The 22,552-nt window shown below is 68.6% G+C and carries 20 protein-coding genes; 12 read left to right on the plus strand and 8 right to left on the minus strand.

What is annotated here, in order from left to right:
• Window positions 1–124: 124 nt before the first annotated feature.
• A complete protein-coding gene (locus RHCRD62_RS10995; RefSeq protein ID WP_050064751.1) occupies window positions 125–1,087 on the plus strand; it encodes an NAD(P)/FAD-dependent oxidoreductase in 963 nt (320 codons plus the stop codon).
• On the opposite strand, the gene RHCRD62_RS11000 is transcribed toward RHCRD62_RS10995, so the two are convergent.
• On the minus strand, window positions 1,073–2,695 hold the full coding sequence (locus RHCRD62_RS11000; RefSeq protein WP_050064752.1) for an acyl-CoA synthetase: 1,623 nt from the start codon (window positions 2,693–2,695) through the stop codon (window positions 1,073–1,075). The two genes, RHCRD62_RS10995 and RHCRD62_RS11000, sit on opposite strands and share 15 nt — an antisense overlap.
• A gap of 146 nt (window positions 2,696–2,841) precedes the next feature.
• On the opposite strand from RHCRD62_RS11000, the gene RHCRD62_RS11005 reads away from it, so the two are divergent.
• Window positions 2,842–3,681, plus strand: a complete 840-nt coding sequence (locus tag RHCRD62_RS11005; protein ID WP_050064753.1) for an alpha/beta fold hydrolase — start codon at window positions 2,842–2,844, stop codon at window positions 3,679–3,681.
• A 58-nt stretch (window positions 3,682–3,739) separates the two neighbouring features.
• On the opposite strand, the gene zapE is transcribed toward RHCRD62_RS11005, so the two are convergent.
• Window positions 3,740–4,759, minus strand: a complete 1,020-nt coding sequence (zapE, locus tag RHCRD62_RS11010; RefSeq protein WP_050064754.1) for a cell division protein ZapE — start codon at window positions 4,757–4,759, stop codon at window positions 3,740–3,742.
• A gap of 41 nt (window positions 4,760–4,800) precedes the next feature.
• Here zapE and RHCRD62_RS11015 point away from each other — a divergent pair, with 41 nt between their 5' ends.
• Together RHCRD62_RS11015 and RHCRD62_RS11020 are read left to right on the plus strand one after the other, a co-directional pair.
• Window positions 4,801–5,385 carry a TetR/AcrR family transcriptional regulator gene (locus tag RHCRD62_RS11015; protein WP_050064755.1) on the plus strand — a complete coding sequence of 195 codons (585 nt, stop codon included), beginning with the start codon at window positions 4,801–4,803 and terminating at the stop codon, window positions 5,383–5,385.
• A 294-nt stretch (window positions 5,386–5,679) separates the two neighbouring features.
• Entirely contained in the window at window positions 5,680–7,137 is a 1,458-nt protein-coding gene (locus RHCRD62_RS11020) for a wax ester/triacylglycerol synthase domain-containing protein (protein ID WP_172671048.1), read from the plus strand.
• 259 nt (window positions 7,138–7,396) lie between these two features.
• Here the strand turns inward: RHCRD62_RS11020 and RHCRD62_RS11025 are convergent, their stop codons facing one another.
• A complete protein-coding gene (locus tag RHCRD62_RS11025; protein WP_050064757.1) occupies window positions 7,397–8,602 on the minus strand; it encodes an acyl-CoA dehydrogenase family protein in 1,206 nt (401 codons plus the stop codon).
• Window positions 8,603–8,633: 31 nt separating this feature from the next.
• Entirely contained in the window at window positions 8,634–10,073 is a 1,440-nt protein-coding gene (locus RHCRD62_RS11030; protein ID WP_157050880.1) for an acyl-CoA dehydrogenase family protein, read from the minus strand.
• Between the two features lie 99 nt (window positions 10,074–10,172).
• On the opposite strand from RHCRD62_RS11030, the gene RHCRD62_RS11035 reads away from it, so the two are divergent.
• Both RHCRD62_RS11035 and RHCRD62_RS11040 read left to right on the plus strand, forming a co-directional pair.
• Window positions 10,173–11,342 carry a sensor histidine kinase gene (locus RHCRD62_RS11035; protein WP_050064758.1) on the plus strand — a complete coding sequence of 390 codons (1,170 nt, stop codon included), beginning with the start codon at window positions 10,173–10,175 and terminating at the stop codon, window positions 11,340–11,342.
• The gene (locus RHCRD62_RS11040) at window positions 11,339–11,977 is read left to right on the plus strand and encodes a response regulator transcription factor (protein ID WP_050064759.1); all 639 of its coding nucleotides are present in this window, start codon (window positions 11,339–11,341) and stop codon (window positions 11,975–11,977) included. The genes RHCRD62_RS11035 and RHCRD62_RS11040 overlap by 4 nt, the downstream gene beginning before the upstream one ends.
• A gap of 27 nt (window positions 11,978–12,004) precedes the next feature.
• On the opposite strand, the gene RHCRD62_RS11045 is transcribed toward RHCRD62_RS11040, so the two are convergent.
• Window positions 12,005–13,633, minus strand: a complete 1,629-nt coding sequence (locus RHCRD62_RS11045; RefSeq protein ID WP_253277284.1) for a multicopper oxidase family protein — start codon at window positions 13,631–13,633, stop codon at window positions 12,005–12,007.
• 216 nt (window positions 13,634–13,849) lie between these two features.
• Between RHCRD62_RS11045 and RHCRD62_RS11050 the strand changes: the two genes are divergently transcribed.
• The 3 genes from RHCRD62_RS11050 to RHCRD62_RS11060 all read left to right on the plus strand — a co-directional run bounded on the left by RHCRD62_RS11050 (window position 13,850) and on the right by RHCRD62_RS11060 (window position 17,123).
• Window positions 13,850–14,539 (plus strand): response regulator transcription factor, encoded by a 690-nt coding sequence (locus RHCRD62_RS11050; RefSeq protein ID WP_050064760.1) that lies wholly within the window; start codon window positions 13,850–13,852, stop codon window positions 14,537–14,539.
• Entirely contained in the window at window positions 14,539–15,525 is a 987-nt protein-coding gene (locus tag RHCRD62_RS11055) for a HAMP domain-containing sensor histidine kinase (protein WP_050064761.1), read from the plus strand. The genes RHCRD62_RS11050 and RHCRD62_RS11055 overlap by 1 nt, the downstream gene beginning before the upstream one ends.
• A 95-nt stretch (window positions 15,526–15,620) precedes the next feature.
• The gene (locus tag RHCRD62_RS11060; protein ID WP_084734199.1) at window positions 15,621–17,123 is read left to right on the plus strand and encodes a DUF4153 domain-containing protein; all 1,503 of its coding nucleotides are present in this window, start codon (window positions 15,621–15,623) and stop codon (window positions 17,121–17,123) included.
• On the opposite strand, the gene hisN is transcribed toward RHCRD62_RS11060, so the two are convergent.
• Complete coding sequence (gene hisN, locus RHCRD62_RS11065) at window positions 17,101–17,889, minus strand: histidinol-phosphatase (protein WP_050064762.1); 789 nt, start codon at window positions 17,887–17,889, stop codon at window positions 17,101–17,103. The genes RHCRD62_RS11060 and hisN overlap by 23 nt on opposite strands.
• A 153-nt stretch (window positions 17,890–18,042) precedes the next feature.
• Here hisN and RHCRD62_RS11070 point away from each other — a divergent pair, with 153 nt between their 5' ends.
• From RHCRD62_RS11070 to RHCRD62_RS11080, 3 genes are read left to right on the plus strand one after another with little or no spacing between them, the layout of a single operon-like run.
• Window positions 18,043–19,533: an aldehyde dehydrogenase family protein gene (locus RHCRD62_RS11070; protein ID WP_084734200.1), complete on the plus strand. Its 1,491-nt coding sequence runs from the start codon at window positions 18,043–18,045 to the stop codon at window positions 19,531–19,533.
• Entirely contained in the window at window positions 19,526–20,272 is a 747-nt protein-coding gene (locus tag RHCRD62_RS11075) for a gamma-glutamyl-gamma-aminobutyrate hydrolase family protein (protein WP_050064763.1), read from the plus strand. The genes RHCRD62_RS11070 and RHCRD62_RS11075 overlap by 8 nt, the downstream gene beginning before the upstream one ends.
• Before the next feature lie 41 nt (window positions 20,273–20,313).
• Complete coding sequence (locus tag RHCRD62_RS11080; RefSeq protein ID WP_050064764.1) at window positions 20,314–20,784, plus strand: DUF3830 family protein; 471 nt, start codon at window positions 20,314–20,316, stop codon at window positions 20,782–20,784.
• A 189-nt stretch (window positions 20,785–20,973) separates the two neighbouring features.
• Here RHCRD62_RS11080 and RHCRD62_RS11085 read toward each other — a convergent pair whose 3' ends face one another.
• Complete coding sequence (locus RHCRD62_RS11085; protein ID WP_050064765.1) at window positions 20,974–21,183, minus strand: hypothetical protein; 210 nt, start codon at window positions 21,181–21,183, stop codon at window positions 20,974–20,976.
• A 332-nt stretch (window positions 21,184–21,515) separates the two neighbouring features.
• Complete coding sequence (locus tag RHCRD62_RS11090; protein ID WP_050064766.1) at window positions 21,516–22,514, minus strand: Lrp/AsnC family transcriptional regulator; 999 nt, start codon at window positions 22,512–22,514, stop codon at window positions 21,516–21,518.
• Between the last annotated feature and the right edge of the window lie 38 nt (window positions 22,515–22,552).

Here is a 22,552-nt window from a genome sequence, read left to right on the forward strand (position 1 = left end):
CTTTGCAAGTTCGGTGCTGCGAGGCGCCGCCCGCATCCTTGCTAATACTGCAAACCTCCTTGCGATTCTCGACCGGTATGCGGACAGTGGACCGAGACGGGTCGGATCAACCGGAGGAGACAGGATGAAGGACGGCTACGACGTCGTGATCGTCGGTGGCGGCGCGGCAGGACTCGGTGGGGCACTCACGTTGGCCCGAGCGCGGCGATCGGTGTTGGTGATCGACGGCGGAGCGCCGCGCAACGCGCCTGCCGCGCACATGCACAACTACCTCGGACGCGAGGGGACCCCGCCCCGTGACCTCCTCGCGATCGGACGCGAGGAAGTCGGGGAGTACGGCGGGGAGTTCGTCGACGGGCACGCCGTGGATGCGCAGGCGTCGGACGACGGCTTCGTCGTGCGGCTCGCCGGCGGTGAGGAGATCTCGGCGCGGGCACTTCTCGTCACCACCGGACTGGTCGACGAACTCCCCGACGTCCCCGGAATCGGCGGACGATGGGGACGCGATGTGTTGCACTGCCCGTACTGCCACGGCTGGGAGGTCCGCGACAGAGCGATCGGCGTGCTGGCGACGAGCGCCGTTGCCACGCATCAGGTTCTGATGTGGCGACAGTGGACCGACAATGTGATCCTGTTCACGCACACGGCGCAGGCGTTCGACCCGGTCGACCTGGAGAAGTTCGCCGCGTCCGGGATCGAGGTCGTCGACGGTCGCGTGACGGGTCTCGAGGTGCGCGGCGACAAGCTCACGGGGGTCCAGGTGGAAGGTCGCGGTGTCGTCGCACGCGACGCTCTCGTCGTACCACCACGTTTCGTCGCGCGGTCCGGACTACTGGAATCGCTCGGCGTCGAGACCGCAGTGCAGGAGATGGGCGGCACGGTGCTCGGGACCTACGTGCCCGCCGGACCGACGGGTGAGACGACCGTGCCGGGCGTCTGGGTGGCAGGAAACGTCACCGACCCACGCGCACAGGTCATCTCGGCTGCGGCGGGCGGTGTCGGCGCGGGCGCGATGATCAACGCCGCGCTGATCGAACGGGACGTCACCGCACGGGTCGAGGCGCGACGCGCGTCAGGCGTCCGGTAGATCCATCTCGTGCAGTGCCCGCCGCAGCAGCTTTCCGGTGGCATTGCGGGGCAGATCGTCGAGGAACACGATCTCGCGCGGAACCTTGTACCGCGCGAGGTGTTCCTTGACGAATGTCTTGAGGATCTGGGCATCTCGCGTCGATCCGGGCGCGGACACCACGAACGCGCGGAGTCGGTGCCCGAACTCGACGTCCTCGACGCCGATCACCGCAGCTTCCGCAACGTCGATGTGCTCGGCCAGCAGGTTTTCGACCTCGAGGGGGTAGACGTTCTCGCCGCCGGACACGATCATGTCGTCGTCGCGGCCGTCGACGAAAAGGAGGCCGTCGCGGTCGAAGTGCCCGACGTCGCCGGTGGACAGCAGACCGTCGATCCGTTCCTTGTCGCGGCCGTCGGTGTAGCCGTTGAAGCTCAGCCCACTGGACACGAAAATCCGGCCCACGACACCGGGTTCGGTGATCCGCGTGCCGTTGTCGTCGTACAGGGCGACATGGCAGGTGACGGGGGCGCGACCCGCGGTACCCGGGGCACGGGCCAGGTCTGCCGGTGTCGCGACGGTGGCGACGGCGCACTCGGTCGAGCCGTACAGATTGTGGAGGACATGCCCGAACGCCTCGGTGGTGCGCCTGCACAGGTCGGGGGAGATCGCCGAGCCTGCGGCGAAGATGATCGACAGGTTCGTGGTGTCGTAGCGGGCGAGTGTGTCGGGTCCGAGGTCGATGATGCGCTGCAGCATCGTCGGAACGACGACGAGGGAGTCGGCGCGGTTGGCGGCAAGCAGTTCGACGGTCTGTGCCGGATCGAAACGGCGCTGCAGCACCACCGTCTGGCCGAGTGCCAATGCCAGGCCGAGCTGCGAGATGCCGGTTCCGTGGAAGGCCGGAGCCGCCATCACCATGGTCTGGCCGCGCCGCAGCGGTACCCGGTCGAGGAACTGGGCGGACGCCAGCGGTGACGTCTTCTCGCGGGGCGCGCCCTTGGGGGTACCCGTCGTGCCGCTGGTGAGCAGGACGAAGCTGCCGTGCACCGGGGGATCGTCGACGGCAGCGGTACTGCGGCCCGCGACGAGGTCGTCGAGGTGCTTCGCGGTCGGCGCCGCCTGACCCCACACGACGAATCTGTTGACGTCGCCCGGCAGCGCATCTGCGACAGCAGCGAACTCCTCGTCGTAGACGAACGCTCGAACCTGTTCGCGCGCAGCGACATCGACCAGCTGCGGAGGGCTGAAGCCGGTGTTCATCAGCACCAGTTTGGTGCCGAGCTTCGCGGCCGCGAGCATCGTGAGCACCAGGCCGCGATGGTTCCGGGACATCGCGCCGATGACGGCGCCGGGCGTGATGCCTTCGTCCACCCAAGCGCGGACCAGGGCGTTGGACTGCTCCTCCAGGCCGCGGTAGGTGAGCTGACCCAGTTCGTCGATGATCGCGACGGCGTCGTATCCCGCGGAGGCGTGCGCGTGCACGGGGCCGGCGAAGGGTCCGAACTTCTCGGTGGCGCGGATCGTCGCGATCCCGCGGTCGAGCCGGGGAAACGGGACGAGTCCCGACTGCACCATCACCCGGACTGCACCGAGTGTGTCGGTGACCTTCGTCAAAACGCCTGGCATCGCGTCCCCCTACGGACTGAATCCGGTGTGTGTTGGGTCACAGCCTAGCTGCGACCTGGGCGGGGATGGTGAGTTTGAATCGGACAAAGCGAACGCGTGTCTGTGCATGCCCGAGGTGACGGCACTGTGTTGGTTCAATCGGCGGTATGCAGATTGTCGACACGGGACGGCTCGGGCTCGGAGTGGTTCGACGAGGGGAGGGTCCGCCGGTCGTCCTGATCGGCGGGACGGGGATGCCGCCCGTCGCGTGGGAAGTGGCGGGGTTGACGCAGGCGCTCGTCGACGGTGGATTCGAGGTGATCGCGTACGCCTCGCGCGGCGTTGCCCCGAGCGACGCCCCGTCGTCCCGGTGCACGATCGCGGACCTGGCCGACGACCTCGTGTCGCTGATCGACACCCTCCGCCTCGACGGTCCTCCGGCACTGGTGGGTTACTCGCTTGGGAGCTTCACTGCGGAACATCTGCTGTCTCACTCCCCGGAGAGATGTGGCGCAGGTGTCCTCATCGCGGGGCCCGGCCCGACGACGCCGCTGCTCCATTCCGTCGTGAACAGTGAAAGCGCACTCATCGACCTGATGGGGTCGCTTCCGGCCGAGGTGATGACGATGCAGACACTGCTGACCGCCCTGCCGCCGGCTGCGTTGGCGAAGGCGGACCCGCTGGTCGAGCAATGGGCTGGAATGTGCGCGTTCCAGGCGGACCAGTGGACGTCGAGTGACGGCGAGGTCGCGCAGGCACGCGCGTCCCACGCCTGGCTGCGGGACGACGACCGGATGGAGCGACTGCGCCGAATCGTCGCTCCGGTCCTCGCGGTCGCGTTCGAGTTCGACCCCTTGATCGGCCCGACACAGGCGCACGCGGCGGTCGACCGGATTCCGAACGCCGAGCTCCACGTGGTTCCCGGCGCCGGCCACGGAGGCGTGGTCACGCACGCGGATCACCTCGTTCCCCGCGTCGTCGCGTTCCTTCGTGAGCACCACCGCTGACCCCGCTCGTCTCAGGTCGAAACGAAACCCGTTGCAATGGAGTGAGTTCGGTGGGTCGTCACCGGATGGCGATCGGTTCGCCTTGGCGTAGCTCGCGCAGTCGGCTCATGATCCGCTCGATCTCCACGGGTAGGGCGTCGTCGACGGCGAGGCGGTCCAGGGGCGTCCGGGCGAGGAAGGTCGTCGTCACGTCGCGGTCGTAGAGCACGTCGACGACGTTCGCGAACCGTTGTGCGGGTTCGCGGCCCGCGGATCCCAGATCCGGGACGCCATCCACCACCCATCGGCGATGGCCGCGGGCCAGGGCGAGGTAGTCGGACGGGGCGGTCGGAGTCGAACACAGGTCCGCGAAGTCGATCCACAGCTCGTCGGCCGATGCGCGCCGGGCGGTGACGGTCCGCCCGCCAGCGGGGATGACGACCCGGGCGTTCGGTTCCGGCGGATACAGGCCGGCGCGGCGCGCGCGGTCTGCCGTCCCCGGATGCAGCCACAGGCCTGCGGCAAAGCCCGACCGGTGCTCCGACCTGCTGCGGTAGTCGACCGGGCCGTCGACACCGACGACGGCGAGGCGGCGCTCGATCAGCTCGATCGAGGGCAGGAAGTCGTCGTGGAACAGGGGATTGGGCATCAGGGCGCGCGGGTGGTGGTTCGAGGTCACCACGACGCGGATCTTCCTTTCGAACAAGGCGGGCAGCAGTCTGCTGAGGAAGCGGCCGTCCGCGGGGTCGTGGACGTGGAACTCGTCGAAGCAGACCACGTCCAGGCCGCCCAGGAGTTCATCCAACGCGGCGTCGAGGTTGTTGCCGTGACGTCGGATCGCTGAATGCAGGTCTCGGAAGAACTCGTGGAAGTGCAGTCGCCGCGTGCGGTCGGGGGGCAGTGCGGCGACGTAGGTCGACATCAGCCAGGTCTTGCCACGTCCGGGCGGTCCCCACAGGTACACGTCCTGGTCGGTGGCCGCGAGTACGTGTGCCGCATGTCGTTGCTCCTCGTCCATCTCGAACCCGAGTTCGTGTGCGGCGCTGTCGAACACGTCGATCGGGAGGTGGCGGTCTCGAACTCTGCTGAACCTGCGCATGCCCGGACTCTATCATCGTAGAGGGTCGCTAGGATGGCGGCATGACCGATCGACGTTCGCGCCGCGACCTCATCTGTCGTGCCGCGGTCGAGTTGGCGGCGGAGGGAGGCAATCATGCGGTGACCCATCAGGCGATCGACGCGCGACTCGGTCTGGCCCGGGGTTCGACGTCGTACTACTACCGCACCCGCAAGGCCCTGCTCGACGCGACAATCACCCACCTGACGGACCGCTCGCGTGCGGACTTCACCGGCGTGGTCCCGCCCGAACCGCCCCGCACTCCCGAGGCCGCGGCCGACGCGATCGCCCGATACCTCGACATGCTCGTGACGCGGCGGCGCGTCGACGTGCTCGCCAGATACGCCCTCGTCTCCGATGCTCTGGGGGAGAACGATCTTCGGGTGGGGCTGGCGTCCTGCCTGTTCTCGGTCGACGCCGCGCGTGACCTGATGGACGGTCTCGGCGCCGCGGACCCGGAGGCCGCGGCCCGCGACCTCGTCAGCCTGTGCGAGGGGCTCGCGTTCGACCTGACGTGCGGGCATCGGTCGCTGGGCGACATCGACCCGCGACGCGACCTCGAGGTCGCCGTCCGGAGGTGGATCGTCGCGCTGCTCGAGCCCCGCTGACGAGGGTCACCGACCGGCGCAGCTGCCCCCGGAGGAAACGCCTTGGGCCGCACGCGCGGTCTCCTGTTGCACGCTTCGGTCCTCCGGTGAACAGGATCGGTGGTCAGGTAGGCGACTGACAGGACACGTTGGACGCAACGCGGTTGGCCGACACGCCATGGCACAGCAGCAATACCTGGGTCGCTCACCTGGGCAATCTCGGATGGTTCGTCCTTTGTGTGAATGACACTACGACGCTTCTGGTTAGATCTGACAAGCAACAGACCGAGTGGAATCCTGGGGGAAACAGATCCAATGAACTCGCCGGCCTCGACTCGGTTAGCCTCTCGCGACACGTGGTTCCTGCTTTCCGACGAACTTGATCGCGACGATGCGCCAAGTGTCCACACTGGCGTCTACGTCTTCGATACCAGCTGCGACCAAAACCCCATCCAGACTCGCGCAGACGCGGTGGATTGGATGAGGCAGCGCATGGATCGCGCGGCAATTCTCCGGCAGCGTGTTCGCCGCGTACCAGGCGATCTCGGTCACCCGTACTGGGTTCCCGCAAGCGACACCAATCCCGACGATCATGTCCAGTTCCGGGTGATCGGTGAGATCTCGCGCGAGGACTTCTATGACATCTTCGCCACCATGACCGAGAAGCCGTTCGGCCTGGACCGTGCACCGTGGGAAGTGCACGTTCTTACCGATGTCTGTGGCGTCGAAGATCTTCCGGATCGAGCAACGGTCGTGGCAGTGCGTGTGCACCATGCAGCCACCGATGGATTGGGCTCCGTACAGATCGCCCGAGCGTTGTTCGATGATCCTGATGCGAGCCCCGCTGTTACGGGCACACCCGGACCTGTTCGTGGGGCAGCAGGATCGTTGCTGCGACTGCCCGGTCAGTTCGGCGGCCTCGCTCGCTCCCTCCGGCAGTCTGCGGCCGCTCGGAAGGCATTCGCGCGTCTCGTGGAATCGGGTGAGGTCACCACACCGAAGGCGCAGCGGCCACGTACTCGCTTCAACGACGAGCAGAGTGGGCAGCACGTACTCGGGAGGGTCAAGCTCTCCTTGGCCGAGGTCCGTGCCATCGCGCGCGCTACCGGAACGTCCATCAACGACGTGATCCTCACTATCATCAGCGGAGGGCTCGCCACCTTCCTGTCGGAGGCCGGCGAGACACCGAACGACTCACTGGCAGCGCAGGTTCCGCGAGCGATTCGCGATGGCCATGCCGAAGTCACCGCTGCAAACAAGCTCACCACGATGTTCGTCGATCTCCACACCGACGAGCACGATCCGCTTGCACGACTGAAACAGATCCATGAATCCGCCGACTTCGAGAAGCATCGGGTGCAGCAGCCGGAATCCATCGCGATGGAAGTAACGCTCGACCATGCCCCTGCCATCTACCTCAAGAGTGCCATGCGTCTCGCGGCGCGCGGCAATGCGAAGCGGGCGAAGGCGAAGAAGGCGGCCGGGCAGGTTCCACTGGCAAACACACTGGTGTCCAACGTCCCCCGTGGGCGTGCCAATCTGAAGTTCGGAGACAGCCCGGTCGTCGACAGTTTCTGCGCCCCGATGATTCACCGCGGCAACAGCCTTGCGCACGGCGTGACTTCGATCGGCGACGTACTGAGTGTGCAGTTCACGTCGGACGATGCGATGATGCCCGACCCTCTCGTATATGAGCGTGCGTTGGGCTTTGCGTTCGGCGAACTGAAAATTGCCGTCTCACGCAAGCTGCCCGAGCGTTCAGCTGCCCATTGATCGACAAGGCGCCCCCACCTGCGAAGGGTGGGGGCTTCGTCGTGCCGTGTCGATAATCAGGTAGGTGACGGTCTCGTCTGGCCGGGTCCGCAGGTTCGATGATCCACGGTTGTCGCCCAGATCTCTATCGAGAGTCGGTCTCCATCCACAGGGGTTCCGGTCCACGGTTTCGATGGCCGCCGCGGCAGAAGACGAGTCCGTCCCCGCCGCGGGGATGCGGCGGGGACGGATAGTGGCATGAAAGTAGCTGCGGTGCCTGCTACTTGAGCTGCGCCGACGACTTGCCGAGCAGGCGGCGCGCGATGATCAGCTGCTGGATCTGCTGGGTGCCCTCGAAGATGTCGAGGATCTTGCTGTCGCGGGCCCACTTCTCGAGCAGGGGACGCTGCGAGTAGCCCTCGGTGCCCGCCAGTTCGACGGCCTTGAGGGAGACGGCGGTGCCGGTGCGCCCCGCCTTCGCCTTCGACATCGACGCCTCGAGCGAGTTCGGCTTCTTGTTGTCGGCCATCCAGGTGGCGCGCAGCGACAGCAGGTACGCGGCCTCCCAGTCGGCTTCCATCGCCAGGAACTCGGCGGCGGCGGCATGCTGGTTGTTCGCCGGGATGTCGTAGGAGATCTCGATGCCCGCGTCCGTCAGGATCGTGCGCAGCTCCTCGAGCACCGCGCGACCGAGTCCGACGGCCATGCCGGCGACGATCGGACGCGTGTTGTCGAAGGTCTGCATCACGCCGCCGAAGCCCTGCTCGGTGTTGACCACCGGGCTGCCGAGGATGTTGTCCGCCGGGATGCGGCAGTCCTGCAGCAGCAGGACTGCGGTGTCGGACGCCTTGATGCCCAGCTTGTGCTCGAGGCGGGCGACGGACAGTCCGGGAGCGTCGCGGGGCACGACGAACGACTTGATCGCGGCGCGGCCCTTCGTCTTGTCGACGCTCGCCCACACGACGATGTGAGTGGACCGCTCGCCCGCGGTGACGAAGATCTTCTCACCGTTGAGGACCCACTCGTCGCCGTCGAGGACGGCGGTGGTCGTGACGGCAGCGGAGTCGGAGCCGAAGCTCGGCTCGGTGATGGCCATCGAGGCCCACACCTTGCCGAAGCGTTCGAGCTGCTCGTCGGTGGCGACGGCGGCAATCGCCGAGTTGCCGAGACCCTGGTAGGGGATCGACAGCGTCAAGCCGACGTCGCCCCAGCAGGTTTCGATGACGTTCATGAGCGACGCCATGTTGCCGCCGTTGGCGTTGCCGACGATGGCCGGGGCGTCACCGCGGCCGAGAGCGGCCCCGGACGCACCGACACCGGAGTCGTTGAGGCCCTCGACCATGGCGGCCATCGTGTCGAGTTCGACGGGGTACGCGTGCTCGGCGAGGTCGTACTTGCGGGAGACCGGGCGCAGGATCTGCGCGGCGACCTGGTGCGCCTGGTTGGCAGACGCCTTGAGCTTCTTGGGAAGTTCGAGATTGATCATGGGTGTGTGCTCCTGTTGGCGTGTGCGGGCGTCAGATGAGGACGATGCCCTCGGCGACGCCGACGGCGCGGAGGTCTCGGTACCAGCGCTCGACCGGGTGCTCCTTGGTGAAGCCGTGCCCGCCGAGGAGCTGCACGCCGTCGAGTCCGATCTGCATGCCCTTGTCGGTGGCGAGCTTTCGGGCCAACGCGGCTTCGCGGCCGAACGAGAGGCCCTGCTCCGCGCGGGACGCGCCGCGCAGGGTCACCAGCCGCAGGCCGTCGAGTTCGATGGCGATGTTCGCGACCATGAACGCCACCGCCTGGCGATGGCTGATCGGCTCGCCGAAGGCCTCGCGCTCGTTGACGTAGGGGATCACGTAGTCGAGGACGGCCTGCCCGGTGCCGACCGCGAGCGACGCCCAGCCGAGGCGGGCGAGACGGATCGCGTCCGCGTAATCGGCTGCGCGCTGATCGGCGTCACCCTCACCGAGGATCGCCGACTCGGGGACCGCGACATCGGTGAGGTTGAGCCGGCCCAGTCCGGCGGCACGCAGGCCCATGCTCGGATCGGCCTCGACGACGAGGCCCTTGCTGTCGGACTCGACGATGAACAGTGCGGGCCTGCCGTCGAGTTCGGCGGCGACGACGAACAGTTCGGCGCTCGCGGCAGCGGGCACCAGGGACTTGACGCCGTTGAGCTTGTAGCCGCTGGGGGAGCGTACGGCCTTGGTCTGCAACGCGAACGGATCGAACAGGGCGCGCGGCTCGGTGACGACGAGGGCGGCGGCGGGGACGTTCTCGCCGGTGAACGACGGCAGGTACGTCTTCTGCTGGCCCTCGGAACCGAACTGCGTGAGCGCGACCGCGACACCGCTCGGCGCGAGGATCGGCAGCGCCAGGCCCATGTCGCCGTGGGCGAGCGCCTCGGCGACCAGTGCGTTCGTGACGGCGCCGCGTTCGGTCGCGACACCCTCGAACTCCTCGGGCACGTTGATCAGCGTGATGCCGAGCTCTGCGGCGCGCTTGCCGAGGTCGGCGGGCGAGGACGCGGCCTCGTCGGCGTCGTGGGCGGCGGGGCGGATGATCTCGGCGGCGAAGTCCCGGACCGTCGAGGTGATCATCTGCTGCTCGTCGGTGGGGGTGAGGTCGAAGTAGTCGGCGTTCTTCGTCTCGCTTGCCGGAAGACGGGTGGGCTTGCTGCCGCCGGAGGACTTCGCGAACGTCCGGGTCGCGGCGCCGAGTGTCTTGAAGCCGGTCTTGGTGCCCTCGTAGGTGACCCGGTTGATCGGTTCGCGGAGGTTGTACTTCTCGGCCAGGTCCGACCCGGTGATCTTGGTCAGCACGCGCATGGCGGCGCCCATCGCGTCCCTCTTGATCGGGTTGAGCCCGACCGCGGAGGTGTCGCGGGGGCGGCGTGCCGCCGAGTCGCCACTGCGGCCGGCTGCCCCGTTCGTCTTCGCAACGCTGTCTTGCTTGGTCATGATCACCATATTTCTCGGCGTTCGGTCTAGGACGATTCACACCTTACTCCAGAGTAAGATAGGAAGTCGAGAATTCCTGCACAATCGCCGACACCCTAGTGTGGACACGTGTCCGAGACCCGCCCGAATCGCGTCCTGCCGCCGTTGGTCCGCGGCCTGCCGCTGGTGCTGGTTCCGCTGCTGCTGCTCGCGAGCAACTTTCCCGGCGAGCACCAGGTGCCGCCGTGGTACTGGCTCGCAGGCATGGCGTCCGCGGTCGTGTTCCTGTTCGGAGGGCGGTGGCCGGTCCCCGTCTCGCTGACCCTGTCCGTGCTCGCGGTACCGATGTTCGTGGCGGATGCGTGGGGGTTGTCGTCGCTCGTGCCCTACCTCGGTGCGGTAGGGCTGACCGAGGTCGCCATGCGAACCCATCGCACGGCGTCGGTGGCGACCGCCGCTGTCGGGTGGGCTGCGGCGGTGCTGGTCGGACTGGCGGGCGGACACACAGCGTTCTGGCGGGCCGCAACCGTCGTCGAAGCGGCGGCCGTCGTGGCACTGCCACTGCTGTTGGGGCTGTACCTGCGGGCGCAACGCGACCTGGCCGCGACGTACCGGGCGCGCGCCGCCGAGGCGGAAGCGCGCCGAGTCGACGATGCCGCAAGGGCCCGTGCCGGCGAACGCAGCGCGCTGGCACGGGAACTGCACGACCTGGTCGCGCACCACATGGCGTCGATCGTGCTGCGGATCGGCGTGGCGCAGCACGTCGTCGCCGATGCGGACCCGCGGGTGCGCGGCGTCCTCGACGACGTGCACGCCACCGCATCGGGCGCCCTCTCGGACATTCGCAGACTGCTTGTGGCACTGCGGGATCCCGACCTCGGGGAGGTGGCCCTCGTCGACGCGGACGGGGTGCCCGCCGAGATCGGGGCGGCGGTCGAGCGCACTCGCGCGGCGGGCTTCACCGTCGCCGCCGAACTCGACCCGGACCTCGGGGACCTCGACACGATCGGCCGGCTCACGCTGTTGCGGGTGGTCCAGGAGTCGCTGACCAACGCCATGAAGCACGCCGACCCCTCGGGCGTGGTCACGGTGACGGTCGCGCGACGTGACGGCGGCGTGGATGTGCACATCGCCAATCGGAGCCGGGATGCCGAGAGCGGGAGCGGACTCGGACTCGGACTCGTCGGTATGGCGGAGCGGGTCGCGCTTGCCGGTGGCACACTCGACATCGGTGCGGCCGAAGGGAACTGGCACGTCCGCGCCTGGCTCCCCGCCGCGAAGCCGGAGGAGGTTCGGTGATCCGGGTACTCGTGGTGGACGATCAGCGCCTGGTTCGAGCGGGCCTGCGGATGCTGATCGACTCCACCGACGACATCGAGGTCGTCGGTGAGGGCGCCAACGGTGCGGACGCACTGCGGCTCGCTGCCGAACTGTCGCCGGACGTGATCCTCATGGACCTGAGGATGCCCGGACTCGGTGGCGTGGACGCGACCCGCCGAGTTCGTGGCGGCGGGTCCCCGGCGAAGGTGCTGGTGCTCACCACGTTTGACGACGACGAGCACCTGTACCCGGCGCTGGCGGCGGGTGCGGCTGGCTTCCTCGTCAAGGACACCGCACCCGCCGAACTGCTCGCCGCGATCCGCCGCGTCGTCGACGGCGACCTGCCGTTCTCCCCGGCACTGCTGCGCAGGCTGGTCGATCGCGCCGTCGAGACCGGTCCCGAACAGAACCCGGTGACCGGCACGGCACACGCCCTCACCCCGCGCGAAGGCGAGGTGCTGGCCCTGGTGGGCGAGGGGCTGAGCAACCAGGAGATCGCCGACCGCCTGCATCTCGGCGTCACCACGGTGAAATCGCACGTCGCGAACCTGATGGACAAGACCGGCTGCGACAACCGGGTGCGGTTGGCGCTGCACGCCCACCGCCTGGGCTGATCGTCCCGTCGGAGGGCCGCCGCAGCGTCAGTGCCCGCCGTGGCTCGCCCCCGCGCCGGGTGACGTCGCGCTCGTCGTCGGTGTCGGTACACCGGTCGTCCCGGAGCCGCGCGGCATCCCGGCCCCGCCCGACATCCCCAAGTGGTCCATTCCCGTCATGGGCATCGTCATCGGCGCGGGTTGCTGGCCCGGCGCCAGGACCAGGAACTGGCCCATCATGCCCTTGTCCTCGTGCAGCAGCAGGTGGCAGTGGTACATGTACGGGAACGTCGGGTCGGTGTACTCGCTGAACCGCATCACCAACCGGATCGTGCTGCCCGGCGGGGTGTATACGGTGTCCTTCCAGCCGGCGAGTGTGGGCGGCGGGGCGGCGCCGTCGATGTCGACGATCTGGAACTGGGTGTCGTGGACGTGGAAGTTGTGCGGCCAGTTGTCGGAGTTGCGGACCGTCCAGACCTCGGTGGTGTCGACGGCCGGGGTGAAGTCGATGCGGTTCATGTCCATCTGCTCGCCGTTGATCATGAACCACTGCAGATCGAATGTGCGCTGCACGACAGCCGTGTTCGGGTCGATCCGGGGGATCGTGGCGAGGGCGGCCGGAAGGGCGCCGGAGCGGCCGAGCTGCGACGCGGGACGCAGTTCCAGGACATCGAAGGTGTCCGTCAATCCGTAGGCCGCGGCGTCGGAGGAGTCCACGCCCGCCCCGTCGTCGAACGGGAACGTCCGCAGCATCGCAGGCGCATCGCCCGCGGCGACGACGATCTCCGCCCGCTCCCCGGGGCTGAGCCTGATCCTGGTGAGCGGCAAAGGCTTCCCGAGGAGGCCGCCGTCGCTGGCGACCATCTGGAACTCGCGGTCATCGGCGAACCCGAGGTTGTACATCCGGCCCGACGACCCGTTGAGGATCCGCAATCGCACGAGCTCGGTGCCGACGGTCAGGTAGGCATCCGCGATGCCGTTCGTGACGAGGGTGTCGCCGAGCAGTCCGACGTCGGTCGGGGCGGACTCGTCGAGCGTGCCGTCCGCGTTGAAGCGCCGGTCCTGGACGACCACGGGGAAGTCGTCGACGCCGTACGTGGTGGGCAGACCGGCGGCCGGGGTGGCGTCGTCGTCGACGAGGAACATGCCCGCCAGGCCGCGATACACGTGCTTCTCGGTGGTGCCGTGCGGATGCGGGTGGTACCAGAGAGTCGCGGCAGGCTGGTTCACCGTCCACGTGGGCTCCCAGCGCGCACCCGGCTCGATCGTCTGGTGTGGGCCGCCGTCGTAGCGGGCGGGGACGTGCACGCCGTGCCAGTGCACGGTCGTGGGCTCGGTCAGGTCGTTGTCGATGGTGAACGCGATCGTCTCGCCGCGGCGGACCCGGATCGTAGGTCCGAGGACGGACCCGTTGTACCCCCACGTCGGGGTGTCGACGCCCGCCAGCATCTCGGTGGTCCCGGCGGCGGCCGTGAGTGCGAAATGCCGGACCCCGGACGCATCGGTGGTCGCCGGGGCGAGTGGCGGAACCGGGAGCGGGCGACGGCCGCCTGTGGGGGCGGCCGCATCGGAATCGGATCGCCCCGAGGCGCATCCCGCGGACAGGGCGATCGGTGTCGCGGCCAGTCCCAGGAGGAACGATCGGCGGGACAGGGCGGTCCGGGACAGGACGTTCACGGGGCTCCTCGGCATCGACGACGGGTCGACATCGAGTCTTCGCGGCGCGAGAGGTCCCTGCCTCCGCCGCGAGGCCGGGGAACGGGCCGACGAAATCCTCCCCGCGACCCTTGTCGGCGCGAGTTGGCTGTGGTAAGTCCGCGGTCGTGTGGTCCTCCACGGAACCTTCACAGGTCTCACCCGGAATTCCCACACCCGGGCGATACGGTCGAAACCATGACCCAGCGCAGCGTGCTCGTCGTGGAGGACGACCGGACCATCGCCGACGCCGTCACCGCCCGATTGCGTGCGGAGGGATATCAGGTCCGGACGGCATCCGACGGTCCCGCCGCCGTTCGTGACTGCGCCGCCCATCGGCCGGACCTCGTCGTACTCGACCTCATGCTGCCCGGTTTCGACGGACTGGAGGTGTGCCGCCGGATCCAGGCGGACAGGCCGGTTCCGGTGCTGATGCTCACCGCCCGCGCCGACGAGACGGACATGGTGATCGGGCTGGGGGTCGGCGCCGACGACTATCTGAGCAAGCCGTTCAGCATGCGGGTCCTCGTCGCCCGGGTCGCGGCGTTGTTGCGACGCACCGACCGGTCCGCCGCCGGACCCGACTCCGACGTCCTGACCGTCGGCGACGTGACGATCGACCTGATCACCCGGCGAGTCCGCGCGGGCGCCGACGAGATCCACCTGACCCGTACCGAGTTCGATCTCCTCGCACACCTCGCGGCCCGTCCCGGCGCGGCGATGGCCCGCGACGCCCTGCTCGAACAGGTGTGGGGGTGGGGCGCGGGCGCGACCAGTCGCACGGTGGACAGTCATGTCAAGGCGCTGCGACGCAAACTCGGTGGTGACCTGATCCGCACCGTGCACGGCGTCGGCTACGCGGTCGAGCAGATCGGTCGGGTGTCGTGATGACGTGGCCGAGGCCGTTGGACCCGCTACGTTCGTTCAAGGTCAAGACCGGACTGCTCGTCGTCACCTCGGTGTTCGCGGCGTCGGTGACGTTCTGGTTCGCGTCGAACTGGCAGTTCCGATTCGCGCTCGGGGTCGCGCTCCTCGTGTCCCTCGCTGTCACGCAGGTCCTCGCGCACGGAATGACGTCGCCGCTGCGGGAGATGACGGCCGCCGCCCGAGCGATGGCGACCGGCGACTGGTCGCGCCGCGTCCGCTCCACGTCCCGCGACGAGATCGGTGAACTCGCCCAGGCGTTCAACCAGATGGCCGAGGATCTCGAAGCCGACGACAGGTACCGCCGCGAGCTGATCGCGAACGTGTCCCACGAACTCCGCACCCCGATCGCGGCCCTGCAGGCGGTGCTCGAGAACGTCGTCGACGGGGTCGCCGACCCCGACCCGGCAACACTGCGCACCGCACTCGACCAGACCGAACGTCTCGGGGCGCTGGTACGGGACCTGCTCGACCTGTCCCGGCTCGAAGCCGGTGTCGTCCCGGTGCACCGCACCGATTTCGCGGTCGAACCGTTCCTCCGTCGGGTGGTGGACGAGCACGCCGATCCGACTGCCGCAGTGGACATTCGGATCGACGTCCAGCCGTCGACGTTGCGCGCCACCGCGGATACCGCTCGCCTCCACCAGGTCGTCGCGAACCTCGTCGACAACGCTCTGCGGCACGGTGCTTCGACGCAGGTGCACGTGCGTGCCGAGGCGGGAACCGGGCCGGGGTCGCTGGTCCTCGACGTGCACGACGACGGTCCGGGGATCGCACGCCAGGACCGGGCCGGGGTGTTCGAGCGGTTCACCAGGGGCGGCGCGGCAGGCGGCGGCACGGGGCTCGGGCTCGCCATCGCCCGCTGGGCGGTGGACCTGCACGACGGCCGGATCGGGGTGCTCGACACGCAGTCCGGTTGCTGTATCCGGGTGGAACTACCCCCCACCTGACCTCTCACGACGAAGCGGGAGGTGGACCGTCGGTCCGCCGTCCCTCGATGACGCCTGCCCACAGTCGGGTGGGCTTTCAACGGAAGGAACGCGTCATGACCACACTGACGACGGACACCGCAGCCAAGGCAGGTCCCACCTCGAGAACATCCCGGTGGGGTGTGCGGGTGTGGCGCCCCGACCGGACGTCGATCGCGCCGACCACCACCGTGATCGCCGCTGCCGTGGCCGGACTGCTTGCGGCACTGACCTTGCGGGCGGGAACGCCGAGCGTGGCGTACCCGCTGGCGGGGATCGCGGTTGTGGGGACGGTGGCGGCGGCCGGGCGGCCCCGTCCCACTCGCGGTCACCTAGTGGCGGCCGTGACGGTCCTCGCGCTGCTATCGGTCGCGGCGATCCGCGGGGCCGGTTGGCTGGTCACGTTGTGCGTGATCGCCGGCTGGACGGTCGGATCGGTGGCGCTGCTCGGTGTCCGCACCTGGACCGGGATCGGCCTGGCGCCCGCCGCCGCGTGGCTCACCCCGGGGCGGGTGACGGGCTGGCTCCGGCGTCGCCGCCGACGCGGGACCGGCAGCGCGATCCGAGCGGGCCGCATCGCCGGAGTCGTCACGATCACGGCGGTGCTGATCGGGGTTTTCGGACTGCTCTTCGCGGGAGCCGATCCCGAGTTCGGCCGGCTCCTCGGCGGCGCCGTCCCGACCGTCCGTACCGACGACCTGTCCGCCGCGATCGTCACGGGCACCGCCGTCGCCGCGGTGTCGTTGGCGTCGGCCTACCTGTGGCGCAGGCCGATTCGGCTCGACGCTCTGGCACCCGCGGCGGGACGCCGCCTGCCCGCCTGGGAATGGGCGGTGCCGGTGCTGGCACTCGACCTGCTCTTCGCGGGTTTCGTCGCAATGCAGGTTCGCGTCATGTTCGCCGGTGACGGGCACGTCCTGTCGACGCCGGACCTCACGTACGCCGACTACGCCCGGCAGGGGTTCTGGCAGCTGTGCGCGGTGACCGCACTGACGCTGATCGTCATCGCGGTTGCCGTCCGCCGGATCGACCTCGTCGTGCGCCGCGACCGCATGCTCGCGCGGCTGCTGCTCGGGTCCCTGTGCGTGCTGTCGATCGTCGTGGTCGCGTCCGCCCTGCATCGGATGTCGTTGTACGAGAACGCCTTCGGATACACGCGGCTGCGGCTCGCGGTGTGGGTCGTCGAACTCTGGTTCGGGACGGTGTTCGCCGTCCTGCTGATCGCGGGCATCCGGATGCGCGGCGCGCTCCTGCCCCGCATCGTGCTGGGGTCGGCCGTCGCAGCGTTGCTCGCCTTCGCCGCGGTGAATCCGGACGGCTACATCGCGGACCGCAACGTCGACCGGTACGAACGGACAGGTGAGATCGACGTGACGTACCTGCGGGGTCTGTCGGTCGACGCGGTGCCCGCGCTGGACCGGCTCCCCGAACCGCTGCGCTCCTGCACGCTGATCGCGACGAGTACAAGGCCGGACGCGTGGTACGAGTTCAACGCCGGCCGTGCTCGGGCCCGCGACATCCTGCAGGAGTGGCCCGCCGACCCGCTCGCGGTGTGTGTCAGCCCTTCCGCAGGCTGGTGAGCACCGAGTCGTGCAGCAGACCGTTGCTCGCCACCGCGTTGCCGCCGTGCGGTCCGGGCGTTCCGTCGAGGGACGTGAACCGTCCGCCCGCCTCCCGCACCAGCAGGTCGAGCGGGGCGAGGTCCCACAGCGACACCTCGGGTTCGGCGGCGATCTCGAGCGCACCCTCGGCGAGCAGGCAGTAGGAGAGGAAGTCGCCGTAGCCGCGCACCCGCCACACCGCATCGGTCAGGTCGATGAACCGGTCGCGAATACCGAGATCCCGCCACCCCGAGAGGCTCGAGAAGCTCAGGCTCGCGGACTCGAGGCGATCGACTCCCGACACCGCGATCCGCTTCGGATCGCCGCTCTCGAACGTCGCGAACGCGCCCGAGCCCTCCGACGCCCACCAGCGGCGGGCCAGGGCGGGTGCGCTGACGACGCCGACGACCGGGACGCCGTCCTGCAGCAGTGCGATCAGCGTCGACCACACCGGCACGCCGCGAACGAAGTTCTTGGTGCCGTCGATCGGATCGACGACCCACTGCCTGCCCTCGAACCGGGCCTCGCCGCCGAACTCCTCACCGAGGACGGCGTCGTCCGGCCGTTCCTGCGACAGGATCGCCCGCACCTCCCGCTCGACCGCGAGGTCGGCGTCGGAGACGGGCGTCAGGTCCGGCTTGTCGTCGACATGCAGGTCGAGGGCGCCGAACCGGTCGCGGGTGATGGCGTCCGCGGCGTCGGCGATGCGCAGGGCGAGAAGCAGGTCCTCGGAGAAGTTGGTCACGTGGGTACAGGCTACCGGCTTGGCGGAAATCGCTCACAGCACGCTTGGGATGTCGGATCTAGTCTACGACTTGTCGAAAGTTGGCTGAGAGTGCACACTCAAGCGTAGTTATTGGCGGAAGTTGCGAATCCAGTTCACTGAAAGGTCGGTTACATGGCGGTCATCCCGGACGCCCGGCACGAAATAGAGCTTCGTCAGGGTGCCTACGTCGGCGGACGGCTCGTGGACGTCGGCGGCGCCGATCGCGTGGCCGTCGTCTCCCCGCGTGACGGACGTACGATCGGATACCTGCACGCCGCGGACCGGGCCTTCGTCGACCACGCGGTCGCCGTCGCTCGTCGGGCATTCGACACCTCGGGATGGGCCGGCGCGCCCATGCGCGAGCGCGGCGACGTGCTCGTGAAGTGGGCAGGGCTCGTGGCGGAAAGCGCCCGCGACCTGGCATCGACCGTGTCCCTGGAGATGGGTAAACCGGTCTCCCAGGCGCTGAACGTGGAACTCGCAGCGGTCGAGAAGTGTCTGAGATGGTACGGCGAGCTCGCAGGGAAGCGGTCGGATGCACTGCTCGCACACGAGGATTCGGTGCTCGCCTATTCGGTCGAGGAGCCCGCTGGAGTCGTTGCGGCCGTTGTGCCCTGGAACTTCCCGCTCACCATGACGGTCTGGAAGCTCGCCCCGGCGCTCCTGGCCGGCAACGCGGTGGTTCTGAAACCCGCTGAGCAGACGCCCTTCTCGGCACTGCTCCTGGCGGAGCTCGGTAGTCGAGCCGGACTGCCGGACGGCATCCTCAACGTCGTCAACGGACTGGGGCGTGAAGCGGGTCAAGCACTGGGGCGACACCCCGACGTGGACGTGGTGACCTTCACCGGATCGCCGGCGACCGGGCGGGCATTCATGAACTACAGCGCCGAGTCGAACGGCAAGCGGGTGTGGCCCGAACTCGGAGGGAAGTCCGCCACGGTGGTGCTGCGCGACGCCGACGTACGCGCGGCGGCGACGAGTGCAGCGGAGAACGCCTTCTTCAACCAGGGACAGATGTGCAGCGCCTCGTCGCGGCTGATCGTTCTCGACGAGCATGCCGACGAGGCCGTCGCCGTCGCCTGCGAGGTCGCGGCCGCATTGCAGCCGGCGGATCCGCTCGATCCGGCCACCGGGTTCGGTGCGATCGTCGGCCTCGATGCGCTCGCCGGGATCGAGGAGAAGGTGGCCGACGCCCTCGAGCAGGGTGCGACGCTGGCCGCGGGGAGCTCCCGGCGCGCAGTAGTGCCCGGACTCGAGGGCGGTGCCTACTTCGCGCCGGTCGTGCTGGATCACGTCCGACCCGAAACCCGGATCGCACAGGACGAGGTTTTCGGCCCCGTGCTCTCCGTCATTCGGGTCGCCAGCGAGGACGAGGCGATCAGCGTCGCCAACGGAACTCGGTACGGCCTGGCGGCCGGAGTCTGGGGGCGGGACGTCGCGGCCATCCACCGCGTCACTCGCGCGCTGCGAGCGGGGGTGGTCTGGGTCAACTGTTATGAGGAGGGCGACATGCGACTCCCGTTCGGCGGAATCAAGGAAAGTGGCTTCGGACGCGACAAGGGTGCCGACGCACTGCACAAGTACACCGACACGAAGTCCGTGTGGATGAGGCTCGATGGCTGAGCGTCCCGTGATCGCGATGACTGTGTGGCGTCGCGAACTTCCGACCTATCTCGGCGACAGCACCGATCTCTTCACCGTCGGCACCGAGTACGTCCGCTTCTTCGCATCGCTGGGGGTGTCGGTCGTGCTCGTCCCCGACTGCACCGAGAGCGACGCCGACACACTGCTGTCGCACGTGTCCGGCCTGGTTCTGACGGGTGGCGAGGACGTGGGCGGATGGATCGCGGGGGGCGAGGGCGCCGGGCCACCGACCGATGCCGGCATCCGCGACCGCACCGAGCACGCGCTCGTCGCCGCGGCACGCAAGCGCGGCCTGCCCGTCTTCGGAATCTGCCGCGGCATGCAACTGCTCGCCGCGATGCACGGCAGCCGCGTGGTGGACCTTCCCGCGTCCCGTGATCAGCACCCGTACGGTCTCCCACCCGAAACTCAGCTCGATCATCGCCATGACATCGTCGTCGACGATCCCCGAAACAGTGCCGGCCCGGTCGTCCTGAAGGTCAATTCGATTCATCAGCAAGCTGTTTCGCGGTGTCCGGATGGGTTCCGCGTCAGCGCTACGGCCCCGGACGGCACGATCGAGGCGATCGAGTCCACCACCGACTGGTACGCCGCTGGTGTCCAGTGGCATCCCGAGAAAATGTGCGGGACAAGTGAGTTCGACGAACAGATGGATCTCGTACGGCCGTTCGTCGATGCGATCGAGCGCTATCGCGTCGACGCCGACACCGGATTCTGACCACCCCAGACCCTGAACCCCCTAGAGAAGGTATGGAACACATGAGCGAGCAGAAGCTCTTCTTCGAGTACGAGAACGGCCCGCGCGCCATCGCCACGATGCATCTCGACCTCGCACCCAAGACTTGTGATGCGCTGTGGAACGCGCTCGCGAAGCCGGTCACCGTCGACGCGATGCACGCGATGTACGCCGGACCCGAGGTCATGACCGGACTTCCGGAAGAGGCGCAGAACTTCGATCCGGAGGCCGTGCCCTTCGAGAACCAGCAGGTCATCCCGGGCGTCGGCGACGTCCTCTGGTACTACCAGCGTCCCATGCAGATGGGTGGTCTGCCGTTCGAGTGGTACGAGGTCGGCGTCTGCTACGCCCCCGGTGTGCGTACGTTCGGACCGCTGGGCTGGACCCCGGTCAACGTGTTCGCCACCGTCACCGAGGGGCTCGCGGAATTCGCCAAGGCGTCCGCGGACATCCGCATCACCGGGATCAAGAAGCTCACCATCGGTCGCGTCTGACCGGATCCCACCCCGGGCTCGAATCCCCGCTCGCCGCCACTGTCGTCGGTGAGCGGGGATTCGTCGTTCCAGGGTGTCGGCGACGCTCCGGGGGACGGTGAGGTGTCGACGTCGGCGTGTCTGGGTGTCGCGACGGTGGATCCGCGGTCGACACGAAGGAAGGACACGGAGATTCGTGCCACGCATTCGTCATCGAGGTGCGGCCCGGAGACCACGGCGGTGGTCTGAGCGGGGGAGCGCACGCAGCGCCGCAGCGATCGTGTACGCCTTCACCAGGGTGATCCCGCCTTCGTCCTGCGCCTCCCCGACGGTCGCCGCGATCCGAGCGAGCTCGGGGAATGTGGTGCCGGGCCAGGAGTCGATCCCGGACTCGGCCCGTGAGCTGGGGCGCGGTGCCACTCGAGGACGTGCCTGTCGACGCCGGATGCGCGGCGACGCGTCCCTCGTGCAGACCCGTCGCCGCAAGGACGTCTCCGGGCGCCGGACCGTTCTGTCAGGTCAGTGACGGCACAGACCGAGGCGGCCCGAGATCTCGACAGGTGTCGCCGACCTGGACGACCGGAACCTCGACGCGTGCTGCGACTTCCGACCAGGCCGTCGCGTTGCGCGACGGGCCTGCGGCCGCACAGTGGGTGCGCGCAGTCCGACTCGTTCGGCGAGGTCCTTGTCGCGGGTGAAGCACGACCACACCGGTCGCGTGGCAGGGGCGCTGCCGGAGCCCCGGCGCCCGGTCAGGGCGCCGGGGTACCGACGAACAGCGGGCCGCGACGCACGGCCTTGAGCACGACGCGCGATTCCGCGATCTCCACCGTGGGAAAGGCGCCTATCACATCGTTCTGGAAGTCGAAGAGCGACTCCTCGTCGACGAAGAGACCGTCGACCAACAGGCCCGACTGCCCGGTGATGGCCGCGCAGTAGCGGACCGCGGGATGCGACGCGAGGGAGTTGCCGATGCTCTCTGTGTCGCCGCCGCGGATGTGCAACCAGAGCATCGCCTCGACCCGAAAGCCGAAGTACTCGGGAGCGACCTCGGTGCGCACCCGCAGCACGCCGACGCTGAACAGGGTGTCGAGCCGGCGGCGGACCGTCTGCGCGTTGACACCCGCGTCTTGAGCGAGCATCGCGTAGGACGCGCGGCCGTCGGTGCTCAACTGGTCGATCAGCTTCTGGTCGACCGCGTCGAGGACCACCGGCGTCGTGTCCGAGTCTGCGCTGCGCCAGGGCGCCGACTCGAGAAGGGCGTGGACCTGGTCCTCGGGAAGGATTCCAGCGTGCCAGTCCAGGCCGATCAGGTACGACCGCAGGACGGTGCCGACGTCGAACGAGCGCAGCCCCGGAATCGCCGGCAGCGTGCCGAGCAGAAGGTCGCGATGGACCTGCGGGCTCTCGACGAGCACCAGTGCGACCACGTCACCGGAACCCTCCAGGATCGACACCGACGACGCCCCGGGCAGCGCAGCGATGTGCTCGGCTACCTCGGTGACCCGGTCGATCTCGGCGCCGACCCGGACCAGGACCCCGCGGGCGTGAAGCAGCTTGGTGGCATCGACGTAGGTCGACACATGCACCCGGCCCGTGTCGAGCAGGTGCTGTCCGCGTCGCATCACGGTGCGTGACGGCACGTCGATGATCCGGCCGATCGCCTCCCACGAGGCGCGGCCGTTCACCTGCAATGCGCTCGCGATCAGCCGATCGGCGGCATCACCGGTGTCGTTGCCCTTCTGGTTCATCCGTCTCGTCCTCACCCGACAACTCTTCTGCGACATGT

Source organism: Rhodococcus sp. RD6.2 (genome assembly GCF_001040705.1).
In the GTDB taxonomy this organism is placed as follows: domain Bacteria; phylum Actinomycetota; class Actinomycetes; order Mycobacteriales; family Mycobacteriaceae; genus Rhodococcus_G.

Bases quoted from the DNA above. Each gene is read 5' to 3' on its own strand.
- RHCRD62_RS10995 (WP_050064751.1), top strand. From the start codon at position 125: ATGAAGGACGGCTACGACGTCGTGATCGTCGGTGGCGGCGCGGCAGGA.
- RHCRD62_RS11000 (WP_050064752.1), bottom strand. From the start codon at position 2,695: ATGCCAGGCGTTTTGACGAAGGTCACCGACACACTCGGTGCAGTCCGG.
- RHCRD62_RS11005 (WP_050064753.1), top strand. From the start codon at position 2,842: ATGCAGATTGTCGACACGGGACGGCTCGGGCTCGGAGTGGTTCGACGA.
- zapE (WP_050064754.1), bottom strand. From the start codon at position 4,759: ATGCGCAGGTTCAGCAGAGTTCGAGACCGCCACCTCCCGATCGACGTG.
- RHCRD62_RS11015 (WP_050064755.1), top strand. From the start codon at position 4,801: ATGACCGATCGACGTTCGCGCCGCGACCTCATCTGTCGTGCCGCGGTC.
- RHCRD62_RS11020 (WP_172671048.1), top strand. From the start codon at position 5,680: ATGAACTCGCCGGCCTCGACTCGGTTAGCCTCTCGCGACACGTGGTTC.
- RHCRD62_RS11025 (WP_050064757.1), bottom strand. From the start codon at position 8,602: ATGATCAATCTCGAACTTCCCAAGAAGCTCAAGGCGTCTGCCAACCAG.
- RHCRD62_RS11030 (WP_157050880.1), bottom strand. From the start codon at position 10,073: ATGGTGATCATGACCAAGCAAGACAGCGTTGCGAAGACGAACGGGGCA.
- RHCRD62_RS11050 (WP_050064760.1), top strand. From the start codon at position 13,850: ATGACCCAGCGCAGCGTGCTCGTCGTGGAGGACGACCGGACCATCGCC.
- RHCRD62_RS11055 (WP_050064761.1), top strand. From the start codon at position 14,539: ATGACGTGGCCGAGGCCGTTGGACCCGCTACGTTCGTTCAAGGTCAAG.
- RHCRD62_RS11060 (WP_084734199.1), top strand. From the start codon at position 15,621: ATGACCACACTGACGACGGACACCGCAGCCAAGGCAGGTCCCACCTCG.
- RHCRD62_RS11070 (WP_084734200.1), top strand. From the start codon at position 18,043: ATGGCGGTCATCCCGGACGCCCGGCACGAAATAGAGCTTCGTCAGGGT.
- RHCRD62_RS11075 (WP_050064763.1), top strand. From the start codon at position 19,526: ATGGCTGAGCGTCCCGTGATCGCGATGACTGTGTGGCGTCGCGAACTT.
- RHCRD62_RS11080 (WP_050064764.1), top strand. From the start codon at position 20,314: ATGAGCGAGCAGAAGCTCTTCTTCGAGTACGAGAACGGCCCGCGCGCC.
- RHCRD62_RS11090 (WP_050064766.1), bottom strand. From the start codon at position 22,514: ATGAACCAGAAGGGCAACGACACCGGTGATGCCGCCGATCGGCTGATC.